Origin of the sequence: Streptomyces sp. ICBB 8177 (genome assembly GCF_003144095.1) — a bacterium.
Taxonomy (GTDB): Bacteria; Actinomycetota; Actinomycetes; order Streptomycetales; family Streptomycetaceae; genus Streptantibioticus_D.
Genome location: NZ_NSKH01000018.1, coordinates 1,133,937 through 1,158,985, shown reverse-complemented (window position 1 = coordinate 1,158,985; position 25,049 = coordinate 1,133,937). Strand labels below are relative to the sequence as shown.

The 25,049-nt window shown below is 69.9% G+C and carries 26 protein-coding genes and 2 CRISPR repeat arrays (1 of these 28 only partly in view); of the genes, 24 read left to right on the top strand and 2 right to left on the bottom strand.

Annotated elements, in window-relative coordinates; genetic code table 11:
* A CRISPR array of direct repeats spans positions 1 to 35; the repeat unit is 29 nt; unit sequence GGGACCATCCCCGCGGGCGCGGGGAGCAG (it extends 1,214 nt beyond the left edge of the window).
* 395 nt (positions 36 to 430) lie between these two features.
* The 10 genes from cas3 (at position 431) to CK485_RS13595 (ending at position 11,660) form a co-directional block, all read left to right on the top strand.
* Entirely contained in the window at positions 431 to 3,208 is a 2,778-nt protein-coding gene (gene cas3 / locus CK485_RS13640) for a CRISPR-associated helicase Cas3' (protein ID WP_109452943.1), read from the top strand.
* The gene (gene casA, locus CK485_RS13635) at positions 3,201 to 4,943 is read left to right on the top strand and encodes a type I-E CRISPR-associated protein Cse1/CasA (RefSeq protein WP_241968336.1); all 1,743 of its coding nucleotides are present in this window, start codon (positions 3,201 to 3,203) and stop codon (positions 4,941 to 4,943) included. Before cas3 ends, casA begins: the two co-directional genes overlap by 8 nt.
* Complete coding sequence (gene casB / locus CK485_RS13630; protein WP_109450302.1) at positions 4,940 to 5,584, top strand: type I-E CRISPR-associated protein Cse2/CasB; 645 nt, start codon at positions 4,940 to 4,942, stop codon at positions 5,582 to 5,584. Before casA ends, casB begins: the two co-directional genes overlap by 4 nt.
* Positions 5,581 to 6,774: a type I-E CRISPR-associated protein Cas7/Cse4/CasC gene (gene cas7e / locus CK485_RS13625; protein WP_109450300.1), complete on the top strand. Its 1,194-nt coding sequence runs from the start codon at positions 5,581 to 5,583 to the stop codon at positions 6,772 to 6,774. Before casB ends, cas7e begins: the two co-directional genes overlap by 4 nt.
* A complete protein-coding gene (cas5e, locus tag CK485_RS13620) occupies positions 6,771 to 7,508 on the top strand; it encodes a type I-E CRISPR-associated protein Cas5/CasD (RefSeq protein ID WP_109450298.1) in 738 nt (245 codons plus the stop codon). Before cas7e ends, cas5e begins: the two co-directional genes overlap by 4 nt.
* Positions 7,508 to 8,227, top strand: a complete 720-nt coding sequence (gene cas6e / locus CK485_RS13615) for a type I-E CRISPR-associated protein Cas6/Cse3/CasE (RefSeq protein ID WP_109450296.1) — start codon at positions 7,508 to 7,510, stop codon at positions 8,225 to 8,227. Before cas5e ends, cas6e begins: the two co-directional genes overlap by 1 nt.
* Positions 8,224 to 9,174, top strand: a complete 951-nt coding sequence (gene cas1e / locus CK485_RS13610) for a type I-E CRISPR-associated endonuclease Cas1e (protein WP_109450295.1) — start codon at positions 8,224 to 8,226, stop codon at positions 9,172 to 9,174. Before cas6e ends, cas1e begins: the two co-directional genes overlap by 4 nt.
* Complete coding sequence (cas2e, locus tag CK485_RS13605) at positions 9,171 to 9,533, top strand: type I-E CRISPR-associated endoribonuclease Cas2e (RefSeq protein WP_109450293.1); 363 nt, start codon at positions 9,171 to 9,173, stop codon at positions 9,531 to 9,533. The genes cas1e and cas2e overlap by 4 nt, the downstream gene beginning before the upstream one ends.
* A gap of 81 nt (positions 9,534 to 9,614) precedes the next feature.
* Positions 9,615 to 10,558: direct repeats of the CRISPR family, unit length 29 nt; unit sequence GTGCTCCCCGCGCCCGCGGGGATGGTCCC.
* 93 nt (positions 10,559 to 10,651) lie between these two features.
* Positions 10,652 to 11,113: a GntR family transcriptional regulator gene (locus tag CK485_RS13600; RefSeq protein ID WP_109450290.1), complete on the top strand. Its 462-nt coding sequence runs from the start codon at positions 10,652 to 10,654 to the stop codon at positions 11,111 to 11,113.
* Complete coding sequence (locus tag CK485_RS13595) at positions 11,100 to 11,660, top strand: HD domain-containing protein (protein WP_109450288.1); 561 nt, start codon at positions 11,100 to 11,102, stop codon at positions 11,658 to 11,660. The genes CK485_RS13600 and CK485_RS13595 overlap by 14 nt, the downstream gene beginning before the upstream one ends.
* Here CK485_RS13595 and CK485_RS13590 read toward each other — a convergent pair.
* Complete coding sequence (locus CK485_RS13590; protein ID WP_109450286.1) at positions 11,648 to 12,121, bottom strand: NUDIX domain-containing protein; 474 nt, start codon at positions 12,119 to 12,121, stop codon at positions 11,648 to 11,650. The two genes, CK485_RS13595 and CK485_RS13590, sit on opposite strands and share 13 nt — an antisense overlap.
* A complete protein-coding gene (locus CK485_RS13585) occupies positions 12,118 to 12,888 on the bottom strand; it encodes a helix-turn-helix transcriptional regulator (protein WP_109450284.1) in 771 nt (256 codons plus the stop codon). The genes CK485_RS13590 and CK485_RS13585 overlap by 4 nt, the downstream gene beginning before the upstream one ends.
* 924 nt (positions 12,889 to 13,812) lie before the next feature.
* On the opposite strand from CK485_RS13585, the gene CK485_RS13580 reads away from it, so the two are divergent.
* From CK485_RS13580 to CK485_RS13515, 14 genes are all read left to right on the top strand, one after another.
* On the top strand, positions 13,813 to 14,118 hold the full coding sequence (locus tag CK485_RS13580; protein WP_109450283.1) for a hypothetical protein: 306 nt from the start codon (positions 13,813 to 13,815) through the stop codon (positions 14,116 to 14,118).
* On the top strand, positions 14,115 to 14,774 hold the full coding sequence (locus CK485_RS13575; RefSeq protein ID WP_241968335.1) for a GGDEF domain-containing protein: 660 nt from the start codon (positions 14,115 to 14,117) through the stop codon (positions 14,772 to 14,774). The genes CK485_RS13580 and CK485_RS13575 overlap by 4 nt, the downstream gene beginning before the upstream one ends.
* Complete coding sequence (locus CK485_RS13570) at positions 14,771 to 15,376, top strand: hypothetical protein (protein WP_109450281.1); 606 nt, start codon at positions 14,771 to 14,773, stop codon at positions 15,374 to 15,376. Before CK485_RS13575 ends, CK485_RS13570 begins: the two co-directional genes overlap by 4 nt.
* Positions 15,373 to 16,236 (top strand): DUF2637 domain-containing protein, encoded by an 864-nt coding sequence (locus CK485_RS13565; RefSeq protein ID WP_109450279.1) that lies wholly within the window; start codon positions 15,373 to 15,375, stop codon positions 16,234 to 16,236. Before CK485_RS13570 ends, CK485_RS13565 begins: the two co-directional genes overlap by 4 nt.
* Positions 16,237 to 16,252: 16 nt before the next feature.
* Entirely contained in the window at positions 16,253 to 16,618 is a 366-nt protein-coding gene (locus CK485_RS13560; protein WP_109450278.1) for an RRQRL motif-containing zinc-binding protein, read from the top strand.
* Positions 16,619 to 16,701: 83 nt separating this feature from the next.
* Positions 16,702 to 18,273 carry a hypothetical protein gene (locus tag CK485_RS13555; protein ID WP_109450276.1) on the top strand — a complete coding sequence of 524 codons (1,572 nt, stop codon included), beginning with the start codon at positions 16,702 to 16,704 and terminating at the stop codon, positions 18,271 to 18,273.
* Position 18,274: 1 nt separating this feature from the next.
* Positions 18,275 to 20,440, top strand: coding sequence for a hypothetical protein (locus CK485_RS13550; RefSeq protein ID WP_241968334.1), 2,166 nt, complete (start codon positions 18,275 to 18,277; stop codon positions 20,438 to 20,440).
* A 206-nt stretch (positions 20,441 to 20,646) separates the two neighbouring features.
* On the top strand, positions 20,647 to 20,838 hold the full coding sequence (locus tag CK485_RS13545) for a hypothetical protein (RefSeq protein ID WP_109450274.1): 192 nt from the start codon (positions 20,647 to 20,649) through the stop codon (positions 20,836 to 20,838).
* Between the two features lie 19 nt (positions 20,839 to 20,857).
* On the top strand, positions 20,858 to 21,361 hold the full coding sequence (locus CK485_RS13540; RefSeq protein WP_109450272.1) for a hypothetical protein: 504 nt from the start codon (positions 20,858 to 20,860) through the stop codon (positions 21,359 to 21,361).
* A 130-nt stretch (positions 21,362 to 21,491) separates the two neighbouring features.
* Positions 21,492 to 21,824: a hypothetical protein gene (locus tag CK485_RS28510; RefSeq protein ID WP_146214535.1), complete on the top strand. Its 333-nt coding sequence runs from the start codon at positions 21,492 to 21,494 to the stop codon at positions 21,822 to 21,824.
* Positions 21,825 to 21,828: 4 nt separating this feature from the next.
* Positions 21,829 to 22,296 (top strand): single-stranded DNA-binding protein, encoded by a 468-nt coding sequence (gene ssb / locus CK485_RS13530; RefSeq protein ID WP_109450262.1) that lies wholly within the window; start codon positions 21,829 to 21,831, stop codon positions 22,294 to 22,296.
* A gap of 90 nt (positions 22,297 to 22,386) precedes the next feature.
* A complete protein-coding gene (locus tag CK485_RS13525; RefSeq protein WP_109450260.1) occupies positions 22,387 to 23,310 on the top strand; it encodes a bifunctional DNA primase/polymerase in 924 nt (307 codons plus the stop codon).
* Positions 23,307 to 23,723, top strand: coding sequence for a hypothetical protein (locus CK485_RS29630; RefSeq protein WP_241968333.1), 417 nt, complete (start codon positions 23,307 to 23,309; stop codon positions 23,721 to 23,723). The genes CK485_RS13525 and CK485_RS29630 overlap by 4 nt, the downstream gene beginning before the upstream one ends.
* A complete protein-coding gene (locus CK485_RS13515; RefSeq protein ID WP_109450258.1) occupies positions 23,720 to 24,976 on the top strand; it encodes a DUF3631 domain-containing protein in 1,257 nt (418 codons plus the stop codon). The genes CK485_RS29630 and CK485_RS13515 overlap by 4 nt, the downstream gene beginning before the upstream one ends.
* Positions 24,977 to 25,049: the final 73 nt, after the last annotated feature.

Genomic DNA, 25,049 nt, shown 5'->3' with positions numbered 1-25,049 from the left:
GGACAGGGGACCATCCCCGCGGGCGCGGGGAGCAGACTCTTTGACCTGGCATTTCAGCCGCTACTTTCGCTAATTTCAAGTACTTCCACCGAAATACACATTGTGGACATTGGTCACAAGACGGCATCCCGTCTGCCGGGGCGGCACCCCGGAAGCTCTACCACGGGCGGCTTGTGGCTCACGACAGGGCCGGGGGCACCCCACGCCACACGGCAAGCGGCAAGCTCGGGCGTCCTCGAGGACGGCCAGGGCAAGGTGTCAAATTCGTCAAGTCGCTGACAACGAATTGTGAATGCGGTTTGTTGCTTTCGTGGAGGAATCTAGAGGGAGTTCGCCGCAGTTCCTCGGCGCGGGACTGTCCCAAGAAGCCCGGTCTGCCTGGGCCAAGCATGATGCCGCTACGGACTGCTGGTTGCCGTTGTGGCGGCATATGGCTGACAGCGGTGCGGTGGCTGGGCTGTTGTGGGACCGGTGGTTGCCTGAGCAAGTGCGGCGGCGGTTGGTGGAGGTGCTGCCGGGCGGTGAGGCGGATGCGCGGTCGCTGGCGGTCTGGCTGGCGGGGGTTCACGACATCGGGAAGGCGACGCCGGCGTTCGCTTGTCAGGTGGATGGGCTGGCAGACGGGATGCGTGCCGTCGGGTTGGAGATGCCTTACCGGCGGGAGATGGGGCAGGACCGGCGGTTGGCTCCGCATGGGCTGGCTGGACAGTTGTTGCTGGAGGAATGGCTGGAGGAGCGGTGCGGCTGGCCGCGGCGGGCGACAAGCCAGTTCGCGGTGGTGGTTGGGGGGCATCATGGCGTGCCGCCCGACTACGCGCAGCTCGATGATGCGGACGCACGTCCGGCGCTACTGCGCACTCCCGGTCCGAGTCAGCAGTTGTGGCGGCGGGTTCAGGAGGAGTTGCTGGAGGCGTGCGCGGGTGAGTTCGGTGTCCGTGAACGGCTGGAGGCGTGGCAGCGGGTGAAGTTGCCGCAGACGGTGCAGGTGCTGTTGTCGGCGCTGGTCATCGTCGCGGACTGGGTGGCGAGCAATCCCGATCTCTTTCCCTACGCGGGGCTTGGGCAGTCGCCGCCGGGCGGGGACCGGGTGGGAGCGGCTTGGGTGGGGCTGGGGCTGCCGGAGCCGTGGCGACCGCGGTTGCCGCAGGGCAGTGTTGCGGAGCTGTTCGCGGCTCGCTTCGCTCTTCCGCCCGGTGCGCAGTTGCGGCCGGTGCAGGAAGCGGCGGTGCGGGTGGCGCGGGAGATGCCGGAGCCGGGGCTGCTGATCATCGAAGCACCGATGGGTGAGGGTAAGACGGAGGCCGCGTTGGCCGCGGCTGAGGTGCTGGCAGCGCGTAGTGGTGCGGGCGGGGTGTTCTTCGCGTTGCCGACGATGGCGACGAGTAATGCGATGTTCCCGCGGCTGCTTGCGTGGCTGGAGCGACTGCCGACGCGAGAGGGGGAACGGCTGTCGGTGCTGCTGGCGCATTCGAAGGCGGCGCTGAACAAGGATTTTGCCGAGGTGAAGGCGGCTTCGTGGCAGCGCATCGCCGCGGTGGACACGGATGGCGTGCAGGAGTCGCTGCGGCCTGGCCGGGAAAATGTGGCTGTGGCGGCCGAGTTGGTGGCGCACCAGTGGTTGAGCGGCCGGAAGAAGGGCATGCTGGCGTCCTTCGTGGTCGGCACGGTCGACCAGTTGTTGTTCGCGGGCCTTAAGACCCGTCACCTGGCGCTGCGGCACCTTGCGGCGGCAAGCAAAGTCGTCGTGATCGACGAGGCGCATGCCTATGACACCTACATGAACTCCTACTTGGACCGGGTGTTGGGCTGGTTGGGCGAGTATCGCGTGCCGGTGGTGGTGCTGTCGGCGACGTTGCCGGCCGGGCGGCGGCGGGACCTGGCTAGGGCGTATTCGGGAGTTGGCGGCCAAGAAGAGGATTTCGTCGCCTTGGAGGAGGCGGACGGCTATCCGCTGCTGATCGCTGCTGCCCCTGGGCAGTTGCCTCGGGTGGAGCGGCCAAAGGCGTCAGGCCGCGGCAGTCAGGTACGGGTGAAGGCGCTGTCGGACGACCTGCGGGTCCTGGCCGACCGCCTGGAGGCCGAGCTGGCCCACGGGGGTTGTGCCCTGGTGGTGCGCAACACCGTGGATCGAGTGCTGGAGGCCGCCAAGGCGCTGCGCGAGCGCTTCGATGCGAGCGAGGTGACCGTGGCGCACGCCCGATTCATCGACGTCGACCGGGCCACCAAGGACAACAAGCTGCTCGAGTGCTTCGGGCCGCCGGAGACGAGCGACGGGCACCGCCCGGCCCGGCACGTGGTGGTGGCGAGCCAGGTCGCCGAGCAGTCGCTGGATGTCGACTTCGACCTGCTGGTCACCGACCTGGCCCCGGTGGACTTGTTGCTGCAGCGCATGGGCCGGCTCCACCGCCATCAGCGCGGTGTCCGCCCTGAGGGTTTGTGTGAGCCGCTGTGCCTGGTCACCGGTGTGGCCGACTGGAAAGGCGTGCCGCCAGAGCCGGTTCGCGGTTCCCTGGCCGTCTACGGGCGGCATGCGCTGCTGCGTTCGGTCGCGGTGCTGGACCTTCCGTCTGGGGGTGGGTACCGAACGGTTCGCTTGCCGCAGGACATCAGCTCGCTGGTGCAGCAGGCCTACGCGGACGAGCCCGTCGGCCCTGCGGCGTGGGCGCAGGCGATGGACGAGGCCCGCCGCGAAGACGATGCGCTCAAGGCGGCCAAGGCCAAGGCAGCCGACACCTTCCGTATCGCCATCGCGGCCAGGCCCGGCCGGTCGCTGGTGGGTTGGCTCGCCGGTAGCGCGGGGGACGTGGATGACACCCGCGCCGGGCGGGCACAGGTGCGCGATGCCCCGGAAAGCGTGGAGGTCATCGTCGTCGAGCAGCTCGACGACGGGGCGCTCGCAACCGTGAGCTGGGCCGGCGACGGGCGCGGAGGGCTCCCCTTGCCCACCGGCGCCGTGCCTTCGTCGGATGCCGCGAAGGCCGCGGCGGCGTGCACGCTACGGCTCCCGGCCCGCATGGCGAAGCCGTACGTGATCGGTCGCGTGATCGCCGAGCTTGAGCAGTTCTGCGTCCCCAACTGGCAAGCGCGGGAAAGCCTTTGGCTGGCGGGGGAACTGATTCTGCCGCTCAGGCCCGGTTGTCAGACCTCTGTGGCAGGGTTCCGGCTCAGCTACAGCCCCGACGACGGACTCGAGGTGTCTAGTGACTGATGACCGGACAGTACGGCCGGATGGCCTGCTGTCGTTCGACCTGACCGGCCAGCCATGGCTGCCCGTGCAGTTCCTCGACGGCGGCGAGCGGGAGGTGTCGCTGCGTCAGGCCTTCGGGGAGGCTGGACGGATCAGGCGGTTGGCGGGTGATCTGCCGACCCAGGACTTCGCGCTGACGCGTCTGCTGCTGGCGATCGCGCATGACGCATTGGACGGGCCAGCGGACACGGAAGCCTGGGCTGAACTGTGGGAGGACGGAAACGCCTTCGCGCGGGCGTCCGATTACCTCGCCGAGCACCGGGGGCGCTTCGATCTGCTCCACCCACTGACGCCGTTCTTCCAGACACCGGGGTTGCACACGGCGAACCACGAAGTGTTCTCGCTCAACCGGATCGTGGCGGATGTTCCGAACGGCAGCCCTTTCTTCACCACGCGGTTTCCCGGAGTGGCCCGGATCGGATTCGCTGAGGCCGCGCGGTGGGTGGTGCACGCGCAGGCCTTCGACACCTCCGGAATCAAAAGCGGTGTGGTGGGCGATCCGCGGGCCAAGAACGGCAAGGCGTATCCGCAAGGAGTGGCCTGGGCCGGGAACCTCGGCGGAGTCCTGGCCGAAGGGGCGACGCTGCGCGAGACGCTCCTGCTGAACCTGCTCGCCGCCGACCACCACCCCGCACCCGTGGATGACCGGCCGGCGTGGCGGCAACCGCCGACCGGCCCCGGAGCCTCAGACGATCTGGCGGCACGCCCAGCGGGGTTGCGGGATCTGTACACCTGGCAGTCACGCCGGTTGCTGCTGCATGCGGACGCCGAGGGCGTGCACGGTGTGGTGCTGACCTACGGTGACCCGCTGGCCCCGCACAACGCTCAGCATTTCGAGCCGATGTCTGCCTGGAGACGCAGCCAGGCACAGGAGAAGAAGCTGGGCAAGCCACTGGTGTACATGCCGCGTGAGCACGATCCGGCCCGCGCAGCGTGGCGGGGCCTGGAGGCGCTGATCGCGCCGCGTGACGGCCGTACCGCAAGTGGTGGTGACCCGGCATCATCACTCAGGCCGGGTGTGGTGGAGTGGCTGGCCCGCTTGTCACAGGAGGGGTGTCTGCCGCGGCGGGCGCTGGTGCGGCTGCGGACCTATGGAGTCCGGTACGGGACGCAGCAGTCCGTGGTCGATGAGCTCACCCATGATGCGGTGGCGCTGGCAGTGGTACTGCTGCACGAAGGCAACCAAGCGCTCGGGCAAGCAGCGGTTGACGCGGTCGCCGACGCGGATCTGGCGGTGCGAGCACTCGGTGACCTGGCCAATGACCTGGCTGAGGCAGCGGGCAGCGAATCGGAGGCGGACCGTCTTGAAGCGCGCGATCGCGGCTTCGGCGCACTCGATGAGCCGTACCGACGGTGGCTGGCCGACCTCCACGACACCGCCGACCCCCAGACGGCCAGGGCCGTCTGGCAGCACACTGCCCGGCGCGTCGTCGGGCGGCTCCGCGACGACCTGGTCGCCACTGCGGGTCAGGCGGCCTGGCAGGGCCGGGTCGTGTCACGGCCCAAGGGCGACGTCTGGCTGAACACCGCCTCGGCCGAGCTGTCGTTCAACGCCCGCCTGCGCAAGGCACTGCCCCTGGCTGATACCAGTGAGGTCTCCGCTGGCGTGCCGGCGCAGTCCACAGGTAGTCCCGGCCCGGGTGAACCACCATGCGCAGACCCCGCTGATGAGGACCTCCGGAAGGCATCCGCATGACCACCGTCGGCCAGCCCCCGACCGCCAACCACTCCCAGCAAGAGCAGAACACGATTCGGGCCCTGGTCTCAGGCGAGATCACGCGGCTGCAAGGTGGCTACCTAGCCGACCGCTCCGACTGCGTCGCGGCACTGGCCCGGCTGCGGCGCGGAGCGGGTCGCGACGCCTCCGCAGTTCCGGACTTGTGGGGGCTGATCGACCTCGCGCCCTTGTATGCCGATGAGCGTTTGCACCAGCAGGCCGCCGCGGACGCGATCTACACCTCGGCCACGCTGTGGTCCCTGCACCAGCAGTCCCGCAGGAGCGGCATGCATCGCCCTGGTATCGAACTCGGCACCGCTGTGCGCCGACTGATGCCGCCCGGAGAGATCGATGAGCCGGTCCGTAAGCGGTTCGTGCGCGTCGGCATGTCACCCACCCTGGCCATGCTCTCCAGTCGCCTGCGCGAGCTCGTCCTGCTGCTGCGCGGCCAGGACATCGCCCTGGACTACGCCCTGCTGGCCGAACACCTCTACCGCTGGCAGCAGCCCGGCGGCCCGGATCAGGTGCGGCGCGCCTGGGGCCGGGCATTCCACGCCCACCGTGCTCCCACCACCGGCCAGGACAACGAGACCGCCACCGACTCGAAGGACGCTTCGTGAACTCTCGCCTCATCCTCGACGTGCACGCACTGCAGAACGTGCCACCCAGCAATCTCAACCGCGATGACACCGGCTCCCCCAAGACCGCCATCTACGGTGGGGTGACCCGGGCTCGAGTCTCCAGCCAGGCCTGGAAGCGCGCTACCCGACGCTACTTCACCCAGCTCCTCGACCCAGCTGAGCTCGGTGTGCGCACCAAGCGCGTCGCCGAAGTCCTCGCCGCACGCATCTCCGCGGCGCAGCCCGAACTGGACGGGCCACAGGCTCTCGCCCTGGCTGCTGAGGTGTTGCAGACCGCCACCGGCTCGAAGATCGAGCCGCCCAAGCGCAAAGCGGAAGCTGCGAAGAAGAACGGTGAGCCGCAGCCGGCGCCCGAGTCGTCGTACCTGATGTTCCTCAGCGCCCGCCAGCTGGACCTGCTGGCCGACCTGGCCGTGGAAGGCGCCGACGACATCAAGGCGTTCTTCAAGAGCAAGGACACCAAGTCCCGAGCCAAGAAGATCGCGGACGGACGGCACTCAGTGGACATCGCGCTGTTCGGCCGGATGGTCGCCGACTCCGCAGACATCAACGTCGACGCCGCCGCGCAAGTCGCCCACGCGCTCAGCGTTCACCGCGCGGAAATCGAGTCGGACTACTTCACCGCCGTCGATGACCGCAACACCGACGCCGAGCCGGGCGCCGGCATGATCGGAACCGTCGACTTCAACTCCGCCACGCTCTACCGCTACGCGGCCCTCGACATCGACTTGCTGACCCGTAACCTCGGCAAGGGCCTGGATGAGGACGAACCGGCCACCCCCGTGCGCCGGGCCGTCGAGGTGTTCCTGGACGGGTTCGTCTCCTCCTTGCCCACCGGCAAGATCAACACCTTCGGGAACCACACCTTGCCGGACGCGGTCGTCGTCAAACTGCGCACTGCCCGCCCTGTCAGTTTCGTCTCCGCCTTCGAACGGCCCGTCGTCGCCGACGAATTCGGCGGACACATGGAACCCGCTTGCGCCCGACTGGCCGACTACGTCCCAGAACTCGAACGCGCCTACGGCGAAGACGACGCCATGACCTGGGTGCTGCGCGTCGGTCCGGCTACCGCCAAGCTCACCTCGCTCGGCATCGAGACACCCAGTCTGTCCGCCTTGGTCTCCGCCGTCGGCCAGGCCATCGCGGAGCGCCTGGAGCACCGCGCATGAGCGTCTTGACGCTGACGCTGGCCGGCCCCCTGCAATCGTGGGGGGCCTCGGCCCGCTTCGCCCGCCGTACCACGGAAGGCGCGCCGACCAAAAGCGGCGTCATCGGACTGCTCGCCGCAGCGCTCGGCCTGGATCGCAACGCCGACGAGCACCTCGAAGCGCTGGCCGCGCTGCGCTTCGGTGTCCGCGTCGACCAGCCTGGCACCCGTATCCGCGACTTCCAGACCGCGCACCACCCCGATACCGACGAAGCCATGCCGCTCTCCGAGCGGTTCTACCTTGCCGACGCCGTGTTCGTCGCCGCAGTCGAAGGCGAGACCGCACTGATCGACCGGCTCGCCGCCGCACTGCGCGCCCCCGCATACCTCCCGTACCTGGGAAGGCGCTCCTGCCCCCCAGCACGCCCGATCAACCCGAGTGTCCAGCACGGCGACATCGGACTGCAACATGTACTCGCCGGGGAACCGTGGCGGGCCGCCGACTGGTACCAACGGCGGCTTCGTCTCCAAGAACACGTCAAACTCACCACCCTGATCGAGGCACGGTCCGCCGACGGGGAGCCAGAGCCACTCGGGGACACGCTTCGCGACCACCCCCTCAGCTTCGCCCCCGGGCACCGCCGCTACGCGCTGCGCACCATCCATTCCAGCACCGTCACCGTCAGCAACCCGCACGCCCGACCGCGCCCGACCACCCCGGCCCACGACCCGACAGGACACCTGGAAGGCGTCTGATGTACCTGACCCGCTTCCGTTTCAACACAGCCCGCGCAGACGCCCGCCGCCTGCTCTCGTCCCCCCAGGTCATGCACGCCGCGGTCATGTCCTCCTTTCCCAACGTCCTGCCGACCTCCAGCGAACAGCCACGCATCCTGTGGCGCGTCGACCACAACTCCCGCGCGGAAGTGCTGCTGTATTTGGTGAGCCCCGAGCGCCCGGACCTCACCCATTTGGTCGAACAAGCCGGCTGGCCCGCCGCAGCCGCCGTCGGCACCCCAGGCTGGCAGACCTTCACTTACGCCCCATTCCTGGGAAAACTGGAGAAAGGCAACGTCTTCAACTTCCGGTTGACCGCCAATCCCGTGCATCACGCCCGCACCCGCGACGGCCAGCCCACCAAGCGCACCGCACACATCACCGCCCACCACCAGATGCGGTGGCTCCTGGAACGACAGGACACCATCGGCATACGGATCCTGGCCAAGCCGGAGCACACACGCCACACCGAACACGGAGACGAACACCAACTCGTCGTCCGCGACCACCGAAGCCTCCACTTCGGCAAACACGGCACACGCGGCCGCCGCGTCACCCTCACCACCGTCACCTATGACGGACGACTGGAGATCACCGAACCCGAAGCACTGCGACGCGTATTGACCAGCGGTCTGGGCAAGGCCAAGGCCTACGGCTGCGGTCTGATGACCCTTGCCCCAGCGAAGGAAACCCGTTGACAACTGTCAGCCAAAGAGCCACGGCCAGCCCCCGTGAACTGACACGCACCGCCAACCGGATCTCCTTCGTCTACTTCGAACGTTGCACGATTCACCGGGACGCAAACGCCATCACCGTGCAGGACGCCGAGGGCGTCACCCACATCCCCTCAGCCACCATCGGCACACTGCTGCTCGGACCAGGTACCCGCATCACCCACCAGGCCATGAGCGTCCTGGGTGAGACCGGCGCCGGCGTCGTATGGGTTGGCGAGCAAGGCGTTCGCTACTACGCGGCCGGCCGGGCGCTGTCTCGCTCTGCCTCCCTAGCCCAAGCACAAGCAACCTGCTGGGCCAACCGTCGTGCCCGGTTGGAAGTGGCCCGGGCGATGTACAGACTTCGCTTTCCCAATGAGGACCCCTCCGGTTACACCCGCAAGGAACTCCTCGGCCGCGAAGGCCACCGCGTCAAAGAGTGCTATCGCGCGCAGGCCCAACGCACCGGTGTCCCTTGGCAAGGCCGGAGATATACGCCAGGAGACTTCGCCGCGAGCGACCCCGCCAACCAAGCCATCACAGCCGCTGCCCAAGCCATGTACGGCGTCGCACACGCCGTCGTGGCAGCCCTCGGCTGCTCGCCCGCCCTCGGGTTCGTACACTCCGGGCACGAGCTGTCTTTCGTCCTGGACATCGCCGACCTCTACAAAACCGACATCGCCATTCCGGCCGCCTTCGATGCAGCGGCCATTTCGCCGGAAGACGTCGGAGCACGCACTCGCCGAGCTCTACGCGACCGCATTAACGAAGTTCGGCTCCTGGACCGCATCGTCAACGACATCCACGAACTCCTCCTTCCCGCCGACTTTACGACCGCAGAAGATGACGCCTACGACGAGGTCACTCTGCAGTCCGACCACGGCCACCACGTTGCCGCAGGTCTCAACCACGCGACGGACTACAGCTGGTGACTGTCATCGTCCTAACCAACTGTCCCCCAGGACTACGGGGCTTCCTTACACGCTGGCTACTCGAAATCTCGCCGGGCGTCTTCATCGGCAACCCATCCGCCCGCATTCGGGACACTCTCTGGAACGAGGTGTGCCAGCTGTCCGGCCAAGGCCGCGCATTGCTCGCTCACACCGCCGACAACGAGCAGGGATTCACCTTCCGGACCCACGAGCACTCCTGGCACCCGATCGACCACGAAGGTCTCACCCTCATCCGGCGCCCCGGTGGAGACGCATCCGCAACGAGGCCAACGACCGAGACCAAACCACGTCCCGGCTGGAGCAAGGCGGCTAAGCGCCGACGCTTCGGCCAAACCTGAACCAAAAGGATGCTTATGTCGGAATCTGCGAAAGTGGTCCGTCTCGACGCCGTAGGCCAGTGAAGTCCCAGGTCAAGGAGAGTGCTCCCCGCGCCCGCGGGGATGGTCCCGCCGTTAGCGACGGGGATGGTGACATAGCCGGGTGCTCCCCGCGCCCGCGGGGATGGTCCCCCGCAGGCCGGGGGCGTCCAGACGCGCGACTGGTGCTCCCCGCGCCCGCGGGGATGGTCCCCAGCACTGCGGGCACTCGCCCTTCGGCGGGTTGTGCTCCCCGCGCCCGCGGGGATGGTCCCCAGGCCTCCAGTTCCGCCTTCTCGGCGAAGGTGTGCTCCCCGCGCCCGCGGGGATGGTCCCGTCAACACGCCCTGTGCGAACCGGGCCTTGGCGTGCTCCCCGCGCCCGCGGGGATGGTCCCATCCCTCTGCCTGCCGACCGAACGAGACTCCTGTGCTCCCCGCGCCCGCGGGGATGGTCCCGCCCCATCCCGATCTGTCGATCGGGTCGGCGAGTGCTCCCCGCGCCCGCGGGGATGGTCCCTTGCGGACCCCGTGCTGATGAAGCAGGCCTACGTGCTCCCCGCGCCCGCGGGGATGGTCCCACGGCTGGTACTGCTTCACCGACTACCGGCGGGTGCTCCCCGCGCCCGCGGGGATGGTCCCGTCTTCAACGTCTTCCATCTTGTTCTGCAAATGTGCTCCCCGCGCCCGCGGGGATGGTCCCGCGTCGCGGACCGCCTGGCCGTCGCTCGCGGTGTGCTCCCCGCGCCCGCGGGGATGGTCCCCCGTACTGGGGCGAGAAGACGGTGCGAGAGGTGTGCTCCCCGCGCCCGCGGGGATGGTCCCTCGTCCTCGGGGAGCGCGGCGAGCCGCAGCAAGTGCTCCCCGCGCCCGCGGGGATGGTCCCTCAAAGAACCCCAGCAGGGCCGGTGCTCAGAGGTGCTCCCCGCGCCCGCGGGGATGGTCCCGCGATGCGCTCCAACAGGGCGCCGTCGGTGCTGTGCTCCCCGCGCCCGCGGGGATGGTCCCAACGTCTGCTGCGCGGCCTTTGCGTTCCCAGACGGAAGATGTGACCCTCATGACACGTGAACTGGACCCCGCTGCATCTGCCAGGAGGACTTCGTGGCTGAGGCCAATCCCCGGGGCACCTTCCGCAGAGTTGCGGAAGTCGTCCGTGCGACTGCCCCAGGCAAGGGTGGACTTGTTCGTGAGTCGGACATCGTCCGGGAGCGCCAGGTATCCCGAACCACTGCTCGGCGTGCTCTGAAGGTCTTGGAAGCAGATGGATTCCTCCGCCCAGAGCCAGGGGTGGGCTGGCGGGTGATGGGCGGTGAGGCATCCCCGTCGCTTTCTGAGCTGATGACAGTTCTGATCCACGACGAACATCTGGCTGTCGGCGACGCCTTTCCATCCGAGTCGACCCTGTGCGATCGGTTTCAGAAGTCGCGCCCTACCATCCGCCGTGCTCTCGCCGTCCTCGAGGCAGACGGTGTGCTGCTGTCCCTGCCGGGCAAGGGACGGACAGTGCTCCGCGTCCCGAACACCATCGCAACCTCGGAAGCTGGAGTAGATGAACCTCACTGACTGGGCCTACGACATCTCTGAACGAATGCTTGCTGAGCCGCTGCCGCGGCGGTGGGCGCACGTTCAGGGGGTCGCATGCCGGGCCCGGGAGCTAAGGCCGATTCTCGGCCCCGACGCGGAGCTGATGGAAGCCGCAGCGATACTGCACGATGTTGGCTATTCGCCACATATTGCCTTCACAGGATTTCACCCGCTCGACGGGGCTCGATTCTTGCGAGACCAGGAGAACGCAGACGACCGCGTAGTGCGGCTGGTCGCCCATCACTCCTGCGCACTGCTCGAGGCGGAGGAGCGCGGGCTACGTCGCGAATTGGAGTCAGAGTTCGAGCTGGAGCGGCCAGAACTTGTAGACGCACTCATCTTCTGCGACATGACTACGACGCCGGACGGCGCTCGCACCACCACAGCAGCCCGCGTGGGCGAAATCGTTGACAGATACGGGCCGGACACGATCGTGGGCAGGTTCATCCAGCGGGCGGCGCCAGAGATCCATGCCGCTGCATGCAGGGTGGATGAGCGACTGAAGGCGGCCGGTCAGCCGATGTAAGGAGCTGCTCGAGCGGCATCGAGCCCGTGGGCGATTCGCAACCGCATCGAAGGATGAATGTCGAGGTTGTCGAGGTCTGCTGGGACGACCCAACGAACCTCCTTCGACTCGTCGCTGGTGCGCAGCTCGCCACCTACCGGATGGGCGTGGAAGCAGATAGAGAACTGTTGACGAACCTCGCCGTCGTCGTAGGCCATGACATGGTGCGGGTCGGTGTAGAGGCCGACGATGTCGTCGACGACCACCTCGACGCCGGTCTCCTCCCGTACCTCACGTACGACGGTGTCGGCTACGGACTCCCCGAGATCGTGTCCACCTCCAGGGAGAGCCCAAAGGTCGTTGTCAGTCTTGTGAATGAGGAGAAGCCGCCCCTCTGCGTCTCGTACGACTGCCGTGACCGAAGGCACAACGGAGTTAGCCGACGGAGCGGCGGGGTCGCGGTAGTAATCGATGCGGCTCATGCGGTCGCTCCGGTGAGGTCAGTGGGTGAGGAGATCGAGCGGGCTCCTTCCCAAACGCGCTCGACGCTCTCGGCGTAGGTGTCGAAGAGTTCGCCGCCCGGGACACGTTGAAGGTGCATAACCGGTGCGAGGTACGCTCCGACACCGTAAATGTGGCCGTTGACGAGCATGGCATCGTCGGAACGGTAGAGGGAGTTGTACAGCGTGGTGCCGTGGAGCCTGAACTCGACCCCTGGGAGGTCGAAGATTCCGGCGTAGTTCAGAAGCGCGTTGCGGATCTTTGCGGCCATGGCGGCGCCGATGCCTTCATCGTCTCCGCGTTGGGCGACGGCCAGGCTGTCGGGGTCTCCAAGCATGAACCGTACTCGGACTCCCGCAGCGGACTTCTCGCGCACAATGCGGAGGAAGGCCGTGTCCTCGGTGAGCCAAAACGCGGAGTAGGCAACGACATCGAAGTACTCGCGGGCACCGGCATAGAGCGTCGGCCAAAGGGCGTTGGGGACCGTCGACCGGTGGGGGTAGATGCGGATGAGCTCGGCGTTGCCGGCCGCTGTCACCTCGGCTGCGGTGCGCTCGTCCGGCCAGAGGTACGAGACCTCTTGCTGAAGCAGGGACGCCGTCGCGTACTGGAAGCGCCGGTATGGCTTCCTTGCCGGGTCACTGATCCAGCGCTCAACCGTCTTCGGTGCGACGCCTAACCGCTCGGCAACCTGCTCCAGTGTCAGCCCGCGCTCGACGATCGCCGCGCGGAGACGTTCGTTGGCCACTCGTCCTCCCGGACGCGAGGGACGTTCTGGGACGACTCCGACCCTAGCCAGACGTCCCCAAGTCGTCCATCTGCGCAGTCCTTTGTCTGGCCGCACGACGGCAATCTGGCTTTCACGGTGAACGTCAACCGCTGATCCAACACACCCGGACCTGCGGACTTGACGCAGCATCATGCGATACCTGTTAATACATGTATCGCTTCGCAGACTTCGGGAGCGCCCGCGCACAGCGGCCTTCTTTGGCCTGCTCATCAACTCCAGAGCGTGATCCACCGCGATTGCACGGCCGTGACGACACCGGCCGGAGCGAGTGGAGACCAGCCGGCCGAGAAAGGGCGCACGCCCACGACGTACCGCGCAACCGGCTCAAAGACCGACGCGGCGACTGCCCGCCACCTCAGACCTTCGGGAGGGACTTCCCCGAAGCGAGCGGGCCCGCGTGTAGTTGAGGTCCAACCAGCCCCGGCGCTATTGCCGTGAGGGCGCCCGATCGAATCGGGCCCGGGGCACGGCGGCGACATCGCCGACCAGTAGCACCACGCAAGAGCGGTCTCTCGGGTGGCCCCCCGAGAGACCGCGTACAGGCACCTGAGTAGGAGGACCTGTGTTCATCAGTCTGTCAGACGCTGAGCGCGAGGAGTTGTCGCGCAAGGTTCGCGAGGCCAACGGCCGCTCCGAGAGCGGGGGTGGTCGGCGGTGATGCTTCGACGCTTGCGGGCCGCTTTGGACGACTCGCATCTGCCGCACGTCGGGGCCGAGGGCCGGCACGGGCGGGATGAGCGTCCGCCGTTGCCGGTCCGTCCGCCCCGCCCGCACCCGCACCTGCACCCCGCCCGCCGTCCGGCCTGACCCCCGGACCCGAAGGGCCGCGCCACCCGTATGCGGTGGCGCGGCCCTTCGCTGTTGCGACAGGAGAGCGCGACCGTGAAGACCTACCTCGGCCCGTACCGGGCCGCTGATACCGCCGACTTCCTCGAACTGGCCCTGGGCACGCCCGTGGAGCTGTGGCTGGGCGAGGACGGCGAGAGCGAGCAGGAGCGCGCGGCGCGGCTGGACGCGGCGCGCGACATCCTCGCCGACGACCCCGGCCTGGCCGACCGCACCCTGCGGCTGGCCGTGGAGACCATCGGCGTGACCATGCCCGAGCTGCTCCGCCTCGCCCCCACCCCCATGCCGGTCGTCACGCCGGCGCCCCGTGGGCGCCGGGTGGTGAAGGGGGTGGCGGCATGATGACGCTGTGGCCCGCCGCCGCGGCCGCCGGGCCGCTGTCGGCCGGATGGTCGGTCCACACCTGGTGGATGCGCCGCCGGATCGAGGCTGCCCGCCGCGACCCGCTGACGGGGCTGATGGGCCGTGCCGCGTTCGAGCACCGCGCCGCCCGGCTGCTGCGCCGGGGCCCCGCCGTGGTGGTCTGCCTGGACCTGGACCGGTTCAAGCAGCTCAACGACCGCTTCGGCCACGCCGCCGGAGACGCCGCACTACGCGGCACCGCGGCAAGTCTCAACGACATCCTGGAGGGTTGCCCGGGCAGCATCGCGGCCCGGCTGGGCGGCGATGAGTTCGCCGCCGTCGTCCCCGCAACCGATGCGGCGGCGGTGCCGTGGCTGCTGGGCGGCCTGCACGACGAGATCACCGCCCCGCTGTGGCACGACGGCCGCTCCCTGACCGTGGGGGCGTCTATCGGCGCGGCCCTGACGGTCGACCAGCCGCTGCCTGACCTGTCGTGCGCGCTACGCAGGGCGGACGAGGCGATGTATGCGGCGAAGCGGGCCGGGGGCGGGTGGCGGGTCGCCACCGAGGCCGTCCCGGTCTTGCCGTCGGTCAACGGCCGCCGCGCCGGCCGCCCCGGCACCCACACCACCACACCAGAGGGGAGCCCGGCATGAGCATCCGATGGAGTCCGGCCACCGTGGCCCTGCCCGACGGCGACTACGACCGCGAGCGGGCCTCGGACGGCCTGTCGCGGTTCGGCGTCTATCTGCGCCAGAACGCAGCCCCGTTGACGGACCCGGGCTGGCCCTTGAGCGCGGCGGAGTTCGCCGCTTCGGTGTGGCGGATCGCCACCGAACCGGTCATGTCCCCCGGCTACATCCGCACCCGCCCCGACCTGCGCGCCATCACCCCCGCCTGGGACGAGGCCACCGGCAAACTGCTGTTCGAAGTCCACCTCCCGCTGCCCCACCAAGCGCTCGCCGACCGCCGGGCGGTCCCGCCCCGGTGGCGGGACTGGCAGCACGAGAGCGTCTTCGGCGAGGACGAGCACCGGTGGTGGGCGGAACCGGACGGGGGCCGCCCGGCGGTGCTGACCACCTGCGTGATCCGCCTGCCGGTGGACGACTCCTGGCACCTTCCCGAGCCCGGCCACCTGACCCCGGGCCACGCGTTGACGGTGGCGGCCAAGCAGTCGGTGGCCGCGGTCGCCGCCCGGCTCAACGAGCACGCCGGGCCCGTGGTGGCCGCCCTGCGCAGCGGCAAGGAGGCCCGATGACCCCGCCCCAGCCTCGTGCCGTCGGGTCGGGTTCGACGGGTGACGGGCAGCCGTTGACGCCCGTCGCCGTGGAGTCGAGCATCACCGCGCTCGCCGGAGCCCTCACCATCGTGCTGACGGCCGCGGCGTTCTGGCTGTCGTACGACCATCTGCAAGCCGTCGCCGCCCGTCATGGCCTGGCGGACGCGGTGATGCGCTCGTGGGCGTGGCCCGCAACCGTCGACCTGTTCATCGTCATCGGCGAATTGCTGATCCTGCGCGCCTCACTGGCCCGCAGGGTCGACCCCTGGGCCATCTGCCTCGCCGCGACCGGTTCCGCCGGATCGATCGCCTTGAACGTCGCCGGTGTCGGTGCGGATGCGCAGCCCATGGATTACATCGTGGCCGCTGTCCCGCCGGTCGCCGCGCTACTGGCCTTCGGCGCGTTGATGCGGCAAGTCCACGCCTACCTCACCCGCCAACCCACCCCACCCGTCGCCCACGATCCGGCCCACGCCGAGGGGGCACCGACTCCCGTCGGACCGGCGGCGACCGTACGCCTCGACCGCCCCCACCCCACGCCCACCACAGACCAGGACGCGGCCGTAGCCGGACGGGCGGAGCCGCCCGCGTTGACGGGTGGCGGGCGGGTGCCGACGGGCGTCGGTGTCTGTACGCCGGTGATCTACCCGAACCGGGTCGACCAGCTGGTGCGGGCGCTATACGGGACGCTCGGAGCGCAGCCGACGACGAGCCAGATGACGGCCGCCATGACGGTCGCCGGGCTCGGTGGTTCGGAGTCGACGGCCCGCACCGCCCGCGGCCGGGTCCGCACCCGCGAGCCCTACCTCGCCGACCTCCCCACCACCATCGCCAGCTGACAAGGGGGTTGGCGGTTTGCGCTTCTACGATCCGGCCGGCACCCGCTACGGCCTGCCGACCTACTCCTACCGACTCGCACCCGACAGCTACGCCACCCGCCGCCAACTCCGAGCACGCGGGCTACGGCCCGCCGGGCAGCCGATCGCCGCACAACTGATGTGGACCTCACGCCGCACCCGCGGCATGAGGGTCGCCTACCTCTACCGCATCGACCTGGCTCGGCCGGTGCGGCCCATGACGCCGGGCCGCACCGCGGCCCTGGCGGCCGCGAACCGCGCCCGCCGCACGTGCCCCATCTGCGGTCGGGATGCCGGATACGTCATCCCCACCTCGCTCGGCACCTGCGTGGCCTGCGCGGACACCCCCGTGGCGGCCGCCTGATCTCCCGCCGACACTTCGGGGCCCGGCCGTCGCCTCGACCGCGTCGGCCGGGCCCCTGCCCCCTGAAAGGGAGTGCACTCAGCATGACGGACCTGACCACCGAACCGGTAGCCCCGGCTACCGCCCCACCTTCGCCCGAGACCGCCCTGCCCGTCCCGGCCGTACACAGCGCGCCGGAGGAGTTGCCGCACACGCCGGGGGGTTGGCCGGTGGTGCCGCTGGCGCTGTCCGCGAGCAACACCACGGTCGGTCTGCTGGCCACCACCGCTCTGGCGGGCGGCCCTGCCGCACTGGCCGCCAGCGCAGGCGGCACCGCGGCCCTGGGCCTGGCCGCCGCCTACACCCGCTCCCGCCGTCAGACCAACGGCCGCAAGACCACAGCCCGCAACAACGCCGGACGGTCCCGCCAAGCCCGCGGGGGACTCCTGCGCCGGCGCGGCAGCGCCTCGGTCCCCTCACAATCCCGCAGCACCGGCACCGGCAATCGCAAGACCAAGGGCAAGAGCACCGGAGGCGGCGGGTCGGCCAGCAGTGCGGGCCGTTCACGTGGCGCCAAGCAGCCTTCTACAGCACCCCGGATGGCTGGCGCCGCGCGCCGGGCGCCGGGTGCGGCGAAGTCCGCGCTGCGCTCGGGCGCGGGCACGGCGAGCCGCGGGGCACGGCAGGTGAAGGCGCTCCGTGCGCAGCAGCGTGCGGCGGCTCCGCGCCGGGCACAGCAGCGGGCCCAGACCACAGCCGCGCGCCGGGGCCTGGCCGACGCCCGCAAAGCGAGTGCCGCCGCCCGCCGCACCGACCGCGCCGCCGGGAAGGGGCCGTTGGGCAAGTCCCGTACCGCGGCGGTGAACAAGGCCGCTCAGGCCCGCGGAGCACTGACGGACAAGTCGCGTGCGGCGCGTGACCGGCGGGCGAGCGGCAAGGTCGCCGGGCACCGTTCCGCAATCCGTAAGGCACCCGCACGCAGGTTGGCGCGCCGGGCACTACGACGGTCGGCGGCCCGGTTCCACTCCCGCAGGCTGCTCGCCGGTCTCCTCGCCGCCGTGATCGGTGTGGTGGGGCTGGTGTCCACCCCGCTCGGACGACGCATGCGCTGCCAGTGGATGCAGTACCCCGGCCGCCGCCTGTACCGGCGCCTCGTCAACGGCGCCGCCGATGAGCGCAGCCAACGCGACGCGGCCATCCGCGAGGAGCTGGAACAGGCCGAGACCGCCGCCGACGCCGCGGCCGAACAGGGCGCCGAGGAGATCGCCGCCCAGGTGCAGCGGCCTACCCAAGCCTTCCCGACCATCACCCTCGCCAAGGAGGCAGGACACGTGAACGGGTTCAACTTCGAAGACGCGGCAGCCGAGATGGAGTCGGCCGCCACCTCCTACGAGCCGGACGGCTGCATGGAGATCCTCGCCATGGTCGAAAAGCTCCCCGAAGCCCTCACCTGCGTCGCCAACACCCTGCGGATCCTGGCGGAACGAGCCGACGGCGAGTTCCCGCTGGAGAAGGAAGTCGCCGGCGGCTTCAACGAGGTCTTCACCGCGCTGATGACCGCGGTCTCGGCGGCCGAGGACCTCGGCCCGATCTTCCGTCAGGCACACGAGCAGGACATCGCCCGCCACGAGGACCCGCGCAACGGGCCCGAGGCGGAGAAGGGCTGGAACGTCTGAGATGAGCACGCCCACCGTCACCATGACCAAAACCACCACCAAGACCAGGACCAAGGGCAAGGAGAAGGGCGACGGGGCGGGTGGCGGTGTGGCATGGGACTTCGCCGCCGGTCACGGACCCGTGACCGGCGCGCTGTCCGCCACGACCGGCGCGTTCGCGGTCGCCACCGTCGGCGCCGCCACCCACATGCCCCCCGGCTGGGCGCTCGCCGTCGGCGCGGCCGGCGCCCTCGGCCACACCATCGCAGGACTGCGCTGGCGCAACGCCGGACGCACCCTGACCACCCGAGCCGCCAGCTGGCTCGTTGGCGCCGGGTGGACCACATGGGCCATGACCCACGGCCCCCTGACCTGGGCCGCTCTGGGATCACTCGCGACGATCGGCGTCGGTATCGGCTCCGCCGCCCACTCCGTCGGCCTGTATGAGGAGGCACAGGAGGAGGAGGCGATCACCGCGGAGCAGCGGCAGATCGCCGCCGAACTGTCCGCCGAACGGCGGGCGATCGCCGCCGAGTGGATCGACCGCATCCAGCGGGTGTGCTCCATCACCGTCCAAGTTGTCGGGGTGGAGAAGTGGGAGACCGGCACCGGGTACTCCATCGACGCCGAACTCCCTCCCGGCGGGGCGACCTGGAGCAAGATTGCCGCCGAGTCGGCGCGGCTCTCGGCGGATGCGCGGCTGCCGCACGGCTGCACCGCCATTGCTTCGCCCGGCATCCACCAGGGCCGGGTCATCATCGACGTGACCACCGTCAACGTGCTGGAGCAGGAGCGGACCTACCCCACCGACTACGGGCCGCTGTCCGTGCACACCGGCATCCCGTGGGGGTACCGCACCAACGCGGAAGAGATCCGGGCCTACCTGCGGGAGCAGTGCGCGCTGGTCGTCGGCCCGACCGGTTCGGGCAAGACGAACCTCGTTCATCTGATCCTGGCCGGGTTCGCCCGTGCCGAGGACATGCTGACCTGGGTCATCGACCTCAACGCCGGGTCGGCCGGCCTGCCCTGGGTCCTCCCGGCACTCAACAGGGAGATCAAGGCCGAGGGCGGCAGGGCAGTGCGGCCGGGTGTCGACTGGCTGGCCGGAACGTTCGATGAGGCCATGACGATGCTGGACACCGCCGTGAGGGTGGCCAAAAAGCGCAAGATGGGCTACCAGGACCTGCTCGCCCGCCACAACACCGACCTGCTCCCGATCAGCGCGAAGATTCCGCAGATCATGCTGGTGATCGATGAGGGCGCGGAGATCCTGGCGAGCCCAGACCGGCAGATGCGCAAGCTCGCGGAGAAGATCCTGGAAGTGATCCGGATCGCCCGCGCCATGGGCATCCGCACCGTGCTCACCGCCCTCGGGGCAACCGGCAGCGTGCTGGGCAACCTGATGATCCGCCGGGAAGCCAAGGCCCGTGTCGCCCTGACCGGCGGTGAGACCGAGGGCATGGACCTGTCGAAGATGTTCCCCGGCTCCCGCGGGCTGCGGGTGGACCAGGCCCCCTACAAGGGCGCCGGGTTCATGGGCACCCCGGAGTCCCCGGCCGCGCTGTTCAAGGCGTGGCGGATCCTGCCGAACCAGATCCGCGAGATCATCGCCGCCACCTCCGACCGGCATCCCGTGCTGGACAGCATCTCTGCAAAGGCGGCCGGGCCCGCCTACGCCCGCCGCTGGGACGCGCAGCGCACCGCATGGATGCGCGACCACACCCCCACCGATGACGCCCCGGGCGCCGGGCCGTCCGGGGAGGGGCTGAACCTGTCCGCCCTGCGCAGCGAGCGGCCGACCGAACAGGGCTCGCCGGAAGACGAGATGCTGCGGCGGTTCCGGGCCCAGATCGATGCCCAGTTCGCCACGGCACCCGACCCGCACACCCGCGCCACCGACGACACGCCGCCCGCTTCCACAGGGCTGAACCTGTCGGCGCTGCGGGGCGAGCAGGACAACCCCGCACAGCAAGCCGCGCTCGCCGCGCTGCTCGCCGCCGGCCCGGCGGGCACCGGGGCATCCGCGATCGCCCGCGCACTCGCCGACGAGTACCGCACGACCCGCCAGACGGTCGTCGGCTGGCTCAAGACGTGGGTGGAGGACGGCATCGCGGTCCGCGTCGGAGAGGGCACCAAAGCCCGCTACGTCCACCGCAGGCACGCCCCTCAACAGCCTGACGAGAACTGATCACTTGTCGCCTGTCGCCTCGCCAAAAGCAAAGGGCCCGGGGAGGTTCTAGAGGCCCGGAAACGGCTTGTGACCTGCGGGGCGACAAGCGACAAGACAAGACAAGCGACAGGCGAGACGACAAGCCAGACGACAAGTCACACGACAAAACAAGGCACGGGCAGCACCCCAGGTGCTGCCCGCCGCCGTTTCCCGAGAGGCCGCTCGTGATCCTGACTCTCTCCGCCGTCGCCCTCTTCGGGGCGCTGGCCTTCGTTCTGCTACGGGGCCGCTACGTCGGCCCGTGCAGCGCCCTCGTGCTCTTCCTGCTCGGCTTCTTCACCGCCGGCACCGGCGCCGCCGGACCCGTCCGCGCCGTATGCGCCGCGCTCGCCGAGGCCGCCCGCCACCTCACCTGACCTCGAACAGGAGCCCGCCATGCCCGACCACGACCCGCCCGGCGCCTGGCAGCCGCGCATGACCGACATGGAAGCCGCCGCCGAAGCCCGGCGGATCATCGAAGACGTCTACCGGCCCGTGCCACAGATGCCGACCGCCTACCGCGACACCACCCCGCTGCCGTCCTACGGCCCCACGCCGCCGGTCCCGCAGCCGGACCACCGGATCGTCCCCGCGTGGGCCGCCGGGACCGCGGTTGCCGGAATCGGCGTCGGCGTCACGTGCGTCGGCCTCGGCTGCGGAATCTGGCTCGCGTGCCAGGGGTTCGCCGCCGTGACCCTGACCAGCGTCCTGTTCGTCACCCTCCCGATGGCCGCCGTAGCCGCGGTCGCCGCCGCCATCGGCTCCGCGCTGCGCTCGCTGAAGGCCACGCACGCCGAGACCCACCACCACTACGCCGGACCGGTCCGGCAGGAGTTGAACACCATCACCGCTCCGGCATACGGGCTGATCGCCCGCAACCGCAACGCCCTGTCTCGCTAGCCCAGCGAGGCCTCAGCGGCGGCGCCGGACTGCCCACGGCCGGCCAAGTCGCCTACCGACCCACTCGGCGATGAACAAGCCGATCGCCAACGCGGCCCCCAGGGACAGTGCCTGATCCCATGGCTGGCCAATGACGAAGTGCAGCAGTGAGGCCGCTGCCTCATACATCAGCAAAACCACGCAGAACCTGAGCAGCCTTCGCCACCACGGCCGCCGCACCGGCCTGCCTAACGCCTCGTCCGAGGTGCCCGATCTCTCCGCCATAACCCGCCACTACCCGGAAGAACCCGCCGTGTTCGAGATTCGCGTGATCTGCGACCGAGCCGAGGCCGATCGCATCAGCCGCACCCTGGCCGACATGTTCGACACCCAACGCGCACGCCAGTACCCCGCCCGCGACGGCGAGCGGGTGCGCCTGTACTTCACGGCCGACCACCAGCCCACGACCCCCGAAAGCGAGTGATCACATGTCGTTCGGAGAGACCCCGATCACCCTCGTCGGCAACCTGACCGACGACCCTGAGCTGAAGTTCACCGACGGCGGCGCCGCGCTCGCGAAGTTCACGATCGCCGTCACCCCCCGCAGCTTCGACCGCACCAGCAACCAGTGGAAGGACGGCACCACCGCCTTCTACCGCTGCTCCGCCTGGCGCGCCCTCGCCGAGCACGTCGCCGACAGCCTCGGCAAGGGCTCTCGCGTCGTCGCCACGGGCCGGATGCGGCAGCACGACTGGACGACCGACACCGGCGAGAAGCGCTCCATGCTCGCCGTCGAGGTCGACGACATCGGCGCGTCCGTCCGCTTCACCACCGTGATCATCAACGGCAAGCACCCCGCCCAGAAGGGCCAGGCCAGCGCCGACCCGTGGGCCGCAACCAGCGCCCCCGCCACAGGCGGGGCCAGCGCGGCGGAGGGCGCCGAACCGCCGTTCTAGGCAGGCCCGGGGCGACCGCCCGATCTCGCCAAAGACACGCGGTCGCCCCGGCCCAACCAGTCCACAACAGACCTGTTGGAGGCATCCAGCATGACCCATCGCACCGACGCGCGGCGAGCAGACCTGCTCGCCGCCGCTCTGGCCGCCGCCGGTCGCGGCTGGCACGTCCACCCGCTCCGACCTGGCGGCAAGGCGCCCGCGCTGCATGGCGAGCACGCCTGCCCGCACAGTGGCCCGTGCGCCGGCGGCCACGTGAAGTGGGAGCAGCGCGCCACCACCGACCCCGACCGCATCCGCGCCGCCTGGACGACGGGCCCCTACAACGTCGGCATCGCCACCGGCCCGTCCGGCTTGGTCGTCATCGACCTGGACGTGCCCAAGGAGGAAAAGTACAAGGGCAGTTCGGACGCGCCTTGCGGCGCGACATTCTTTTCGGCGCTCTGCGAGCGCGCCGGACAGCCATGGCCGACGACCTACACGGTGCGGACGCCCAGCGGCGGCATGCACCTGTACTTCTCGGTGGGGCCCGGCATCGAGCTGCACAACAGCGCCCGCACCCTCGCCCCGTACGTCGACACCCGCGCATGGGGCGGCAACGTCGTCGCGGCGGGCAGCATCACCCCCCAGGGGGTCTACGAGGCCGTCAACCGGTGCCCGGTGGCCGAACTACCCGCGTGGCTGATGCGGGAGCTTCAGCGGCCCGCCCCCGCCCCCGTGGCCATGGCGCCGCTCATCGTCCGCGGGGCGGCCACCCGTCGGGCCACGGTCGCCCTGGAACGCGAGACCGCTGCCGTGCGGGGCACCGGGGAGGGCGGCCGGAACAACCGGCTGCTGGAGGGCGCCCGCGCCCTGGGGCGGTTCGTCGCATGGGGCGAGATCGCCCGGGACGTGGTGGAGGAGGCTTTTCAGGCGGCCGGTGAGGCGGCCGGACTTGCATCGGGCGAGTGCCGGGCCACCATCCGCAGCGCCCTGGACTGGTCGATTCGTACCTGCCGGCCCCGGGACGCCGCATGACCCCCCGCCCTGAAAAGCCCACCCCGCCCACGTCCGTGCGCTCGCGCCCGGCGTCGCGCGGCGCCGACGTGGGCTGTGGCACGAAGGGCGACGGCCGCCAGGCCGTCCTTTCAGCTCTTCGTTCTGACCCGCACCCGACCGGCCATGCCCGCCACGACGGCCAGGACCCGACGCCGGAGCGGCCGGGGATTCGCATCTGCGCCCCGCCGGTCTACCGCCACCGCTACGACGGCGCGCGCTGGTCCAAGCGCTACGGCGACACCCCCACCGCCGCCTACGCCTGCCCATGCGGCCAGACCGGCACCGCGCGCGGACGGGACGCCGTGGCGGCCCTGGTCGCCGACTACGCCGCTCACAAGGACTTCTGCACTGGCACGCCCGCCCAGCACCACGAAAGGAGGTACGCCGCATGACCAGCACCAACGGGTCCGCCCCGTCCATCGACGGCGCCGCCCTGCTCGATGAGGTCGAAGCGTTCCACCGCCGCTTCAACATCTTCCCGACCGAGTCCGCGTATGTGGCCGTGACGCTGTGGGACGCGCACGCGCATCTGATCGACGCCTTCGACGGCACCGCCCGGCTCGCGTTCCTCTCGCCTGAGCCGGGGTCGGGCAAGTCCCGCGCGCTGGAGATCGTGGAGACGCTCACCCCGCGTGCGGTCACCACGGTCAACGCGTCCGCCAACGCCCTGTTCCGGCTGGTGGAGGCCGACGGGGGAACCCCGACGCTGCTCTTCGATGAGATCGACACCGTGTTCGGCCCCAAGGCCGGGGGCAATGAGGAGGTCCGCGGGTTCCTGAACTCCGGCTACCGGCGGGGAGCGAAGTCCCTGCGCTGTGTCGGGGACGGCTCGAACCAGTCCACCGAGTGGTTCTCCTCGTTCTGCGCGGTAGCCATGGCCGGACTCGGCTCGCTGCCGGACACGATCCTGACCCGCTCGGTCATCATCCGGATGCGGAAGAAGGCCCCCAACGAGAAGGCCGAACCGTACCGCCGGCGCGTCCACGAGAAGCAGGGCCACGCTCTCCGTGACCGGCTCGCCGAGTGGGCCGCCACCGTGCATGACCAGGTAGCCGAAGCCTGGCCCGAGATGCCCGAGGGCGTATCCGACCGGCCCGCCGACGTGTGGGAACCTCTGCTCGCCGTCGCCGACGCGGCCGGCGGGCACTGGCCCGAGCGTGCCCGCGCCGCCTGCGTGGAACTCATCAAGGCAGCGGGCGAGGGCAACGAAGCCTCCCTCGGGGTCCGCCTGCTGACCGACCTGCGCGACAAGGTGTTCTGCGGCGCCGACCGCATGCCCACCGCAGCCATCCTAGAAGTCCTCCACCGGCTCGATGACGCACCCTGGGCCGACCTGAACGACGACGGCAAACCGCTCACCGCCCGTGGTCTGTCCAAGCTCCTGAGCCAGTACGTCCGCCCCGACAACACCCCCATCCGCCCCCGAGGCATCCGAGTCGGCAGCGGCACCCCCAAGGGCTACTACGCCGAGGACCTGACCGACGCCTGGGCACGCTACTGCCCCCCGCCCCCCGAGAAGTCCGCAACATCCGCAACATCCGCAACATCGCAGGTCAACGGGGGCGGATGTGTGGCGGAAAGCTCCGCCGAGAGCCGCCACATGCTTGAGGAAACCGGCACACGCCCGCTGCGCGCCATCGGCTGACACCCGCCGCTCTCCACGGTGCCGCCGCGCCACCGCGCGGCGGCACCTATCCGCAACACAATCGGCATCCGCA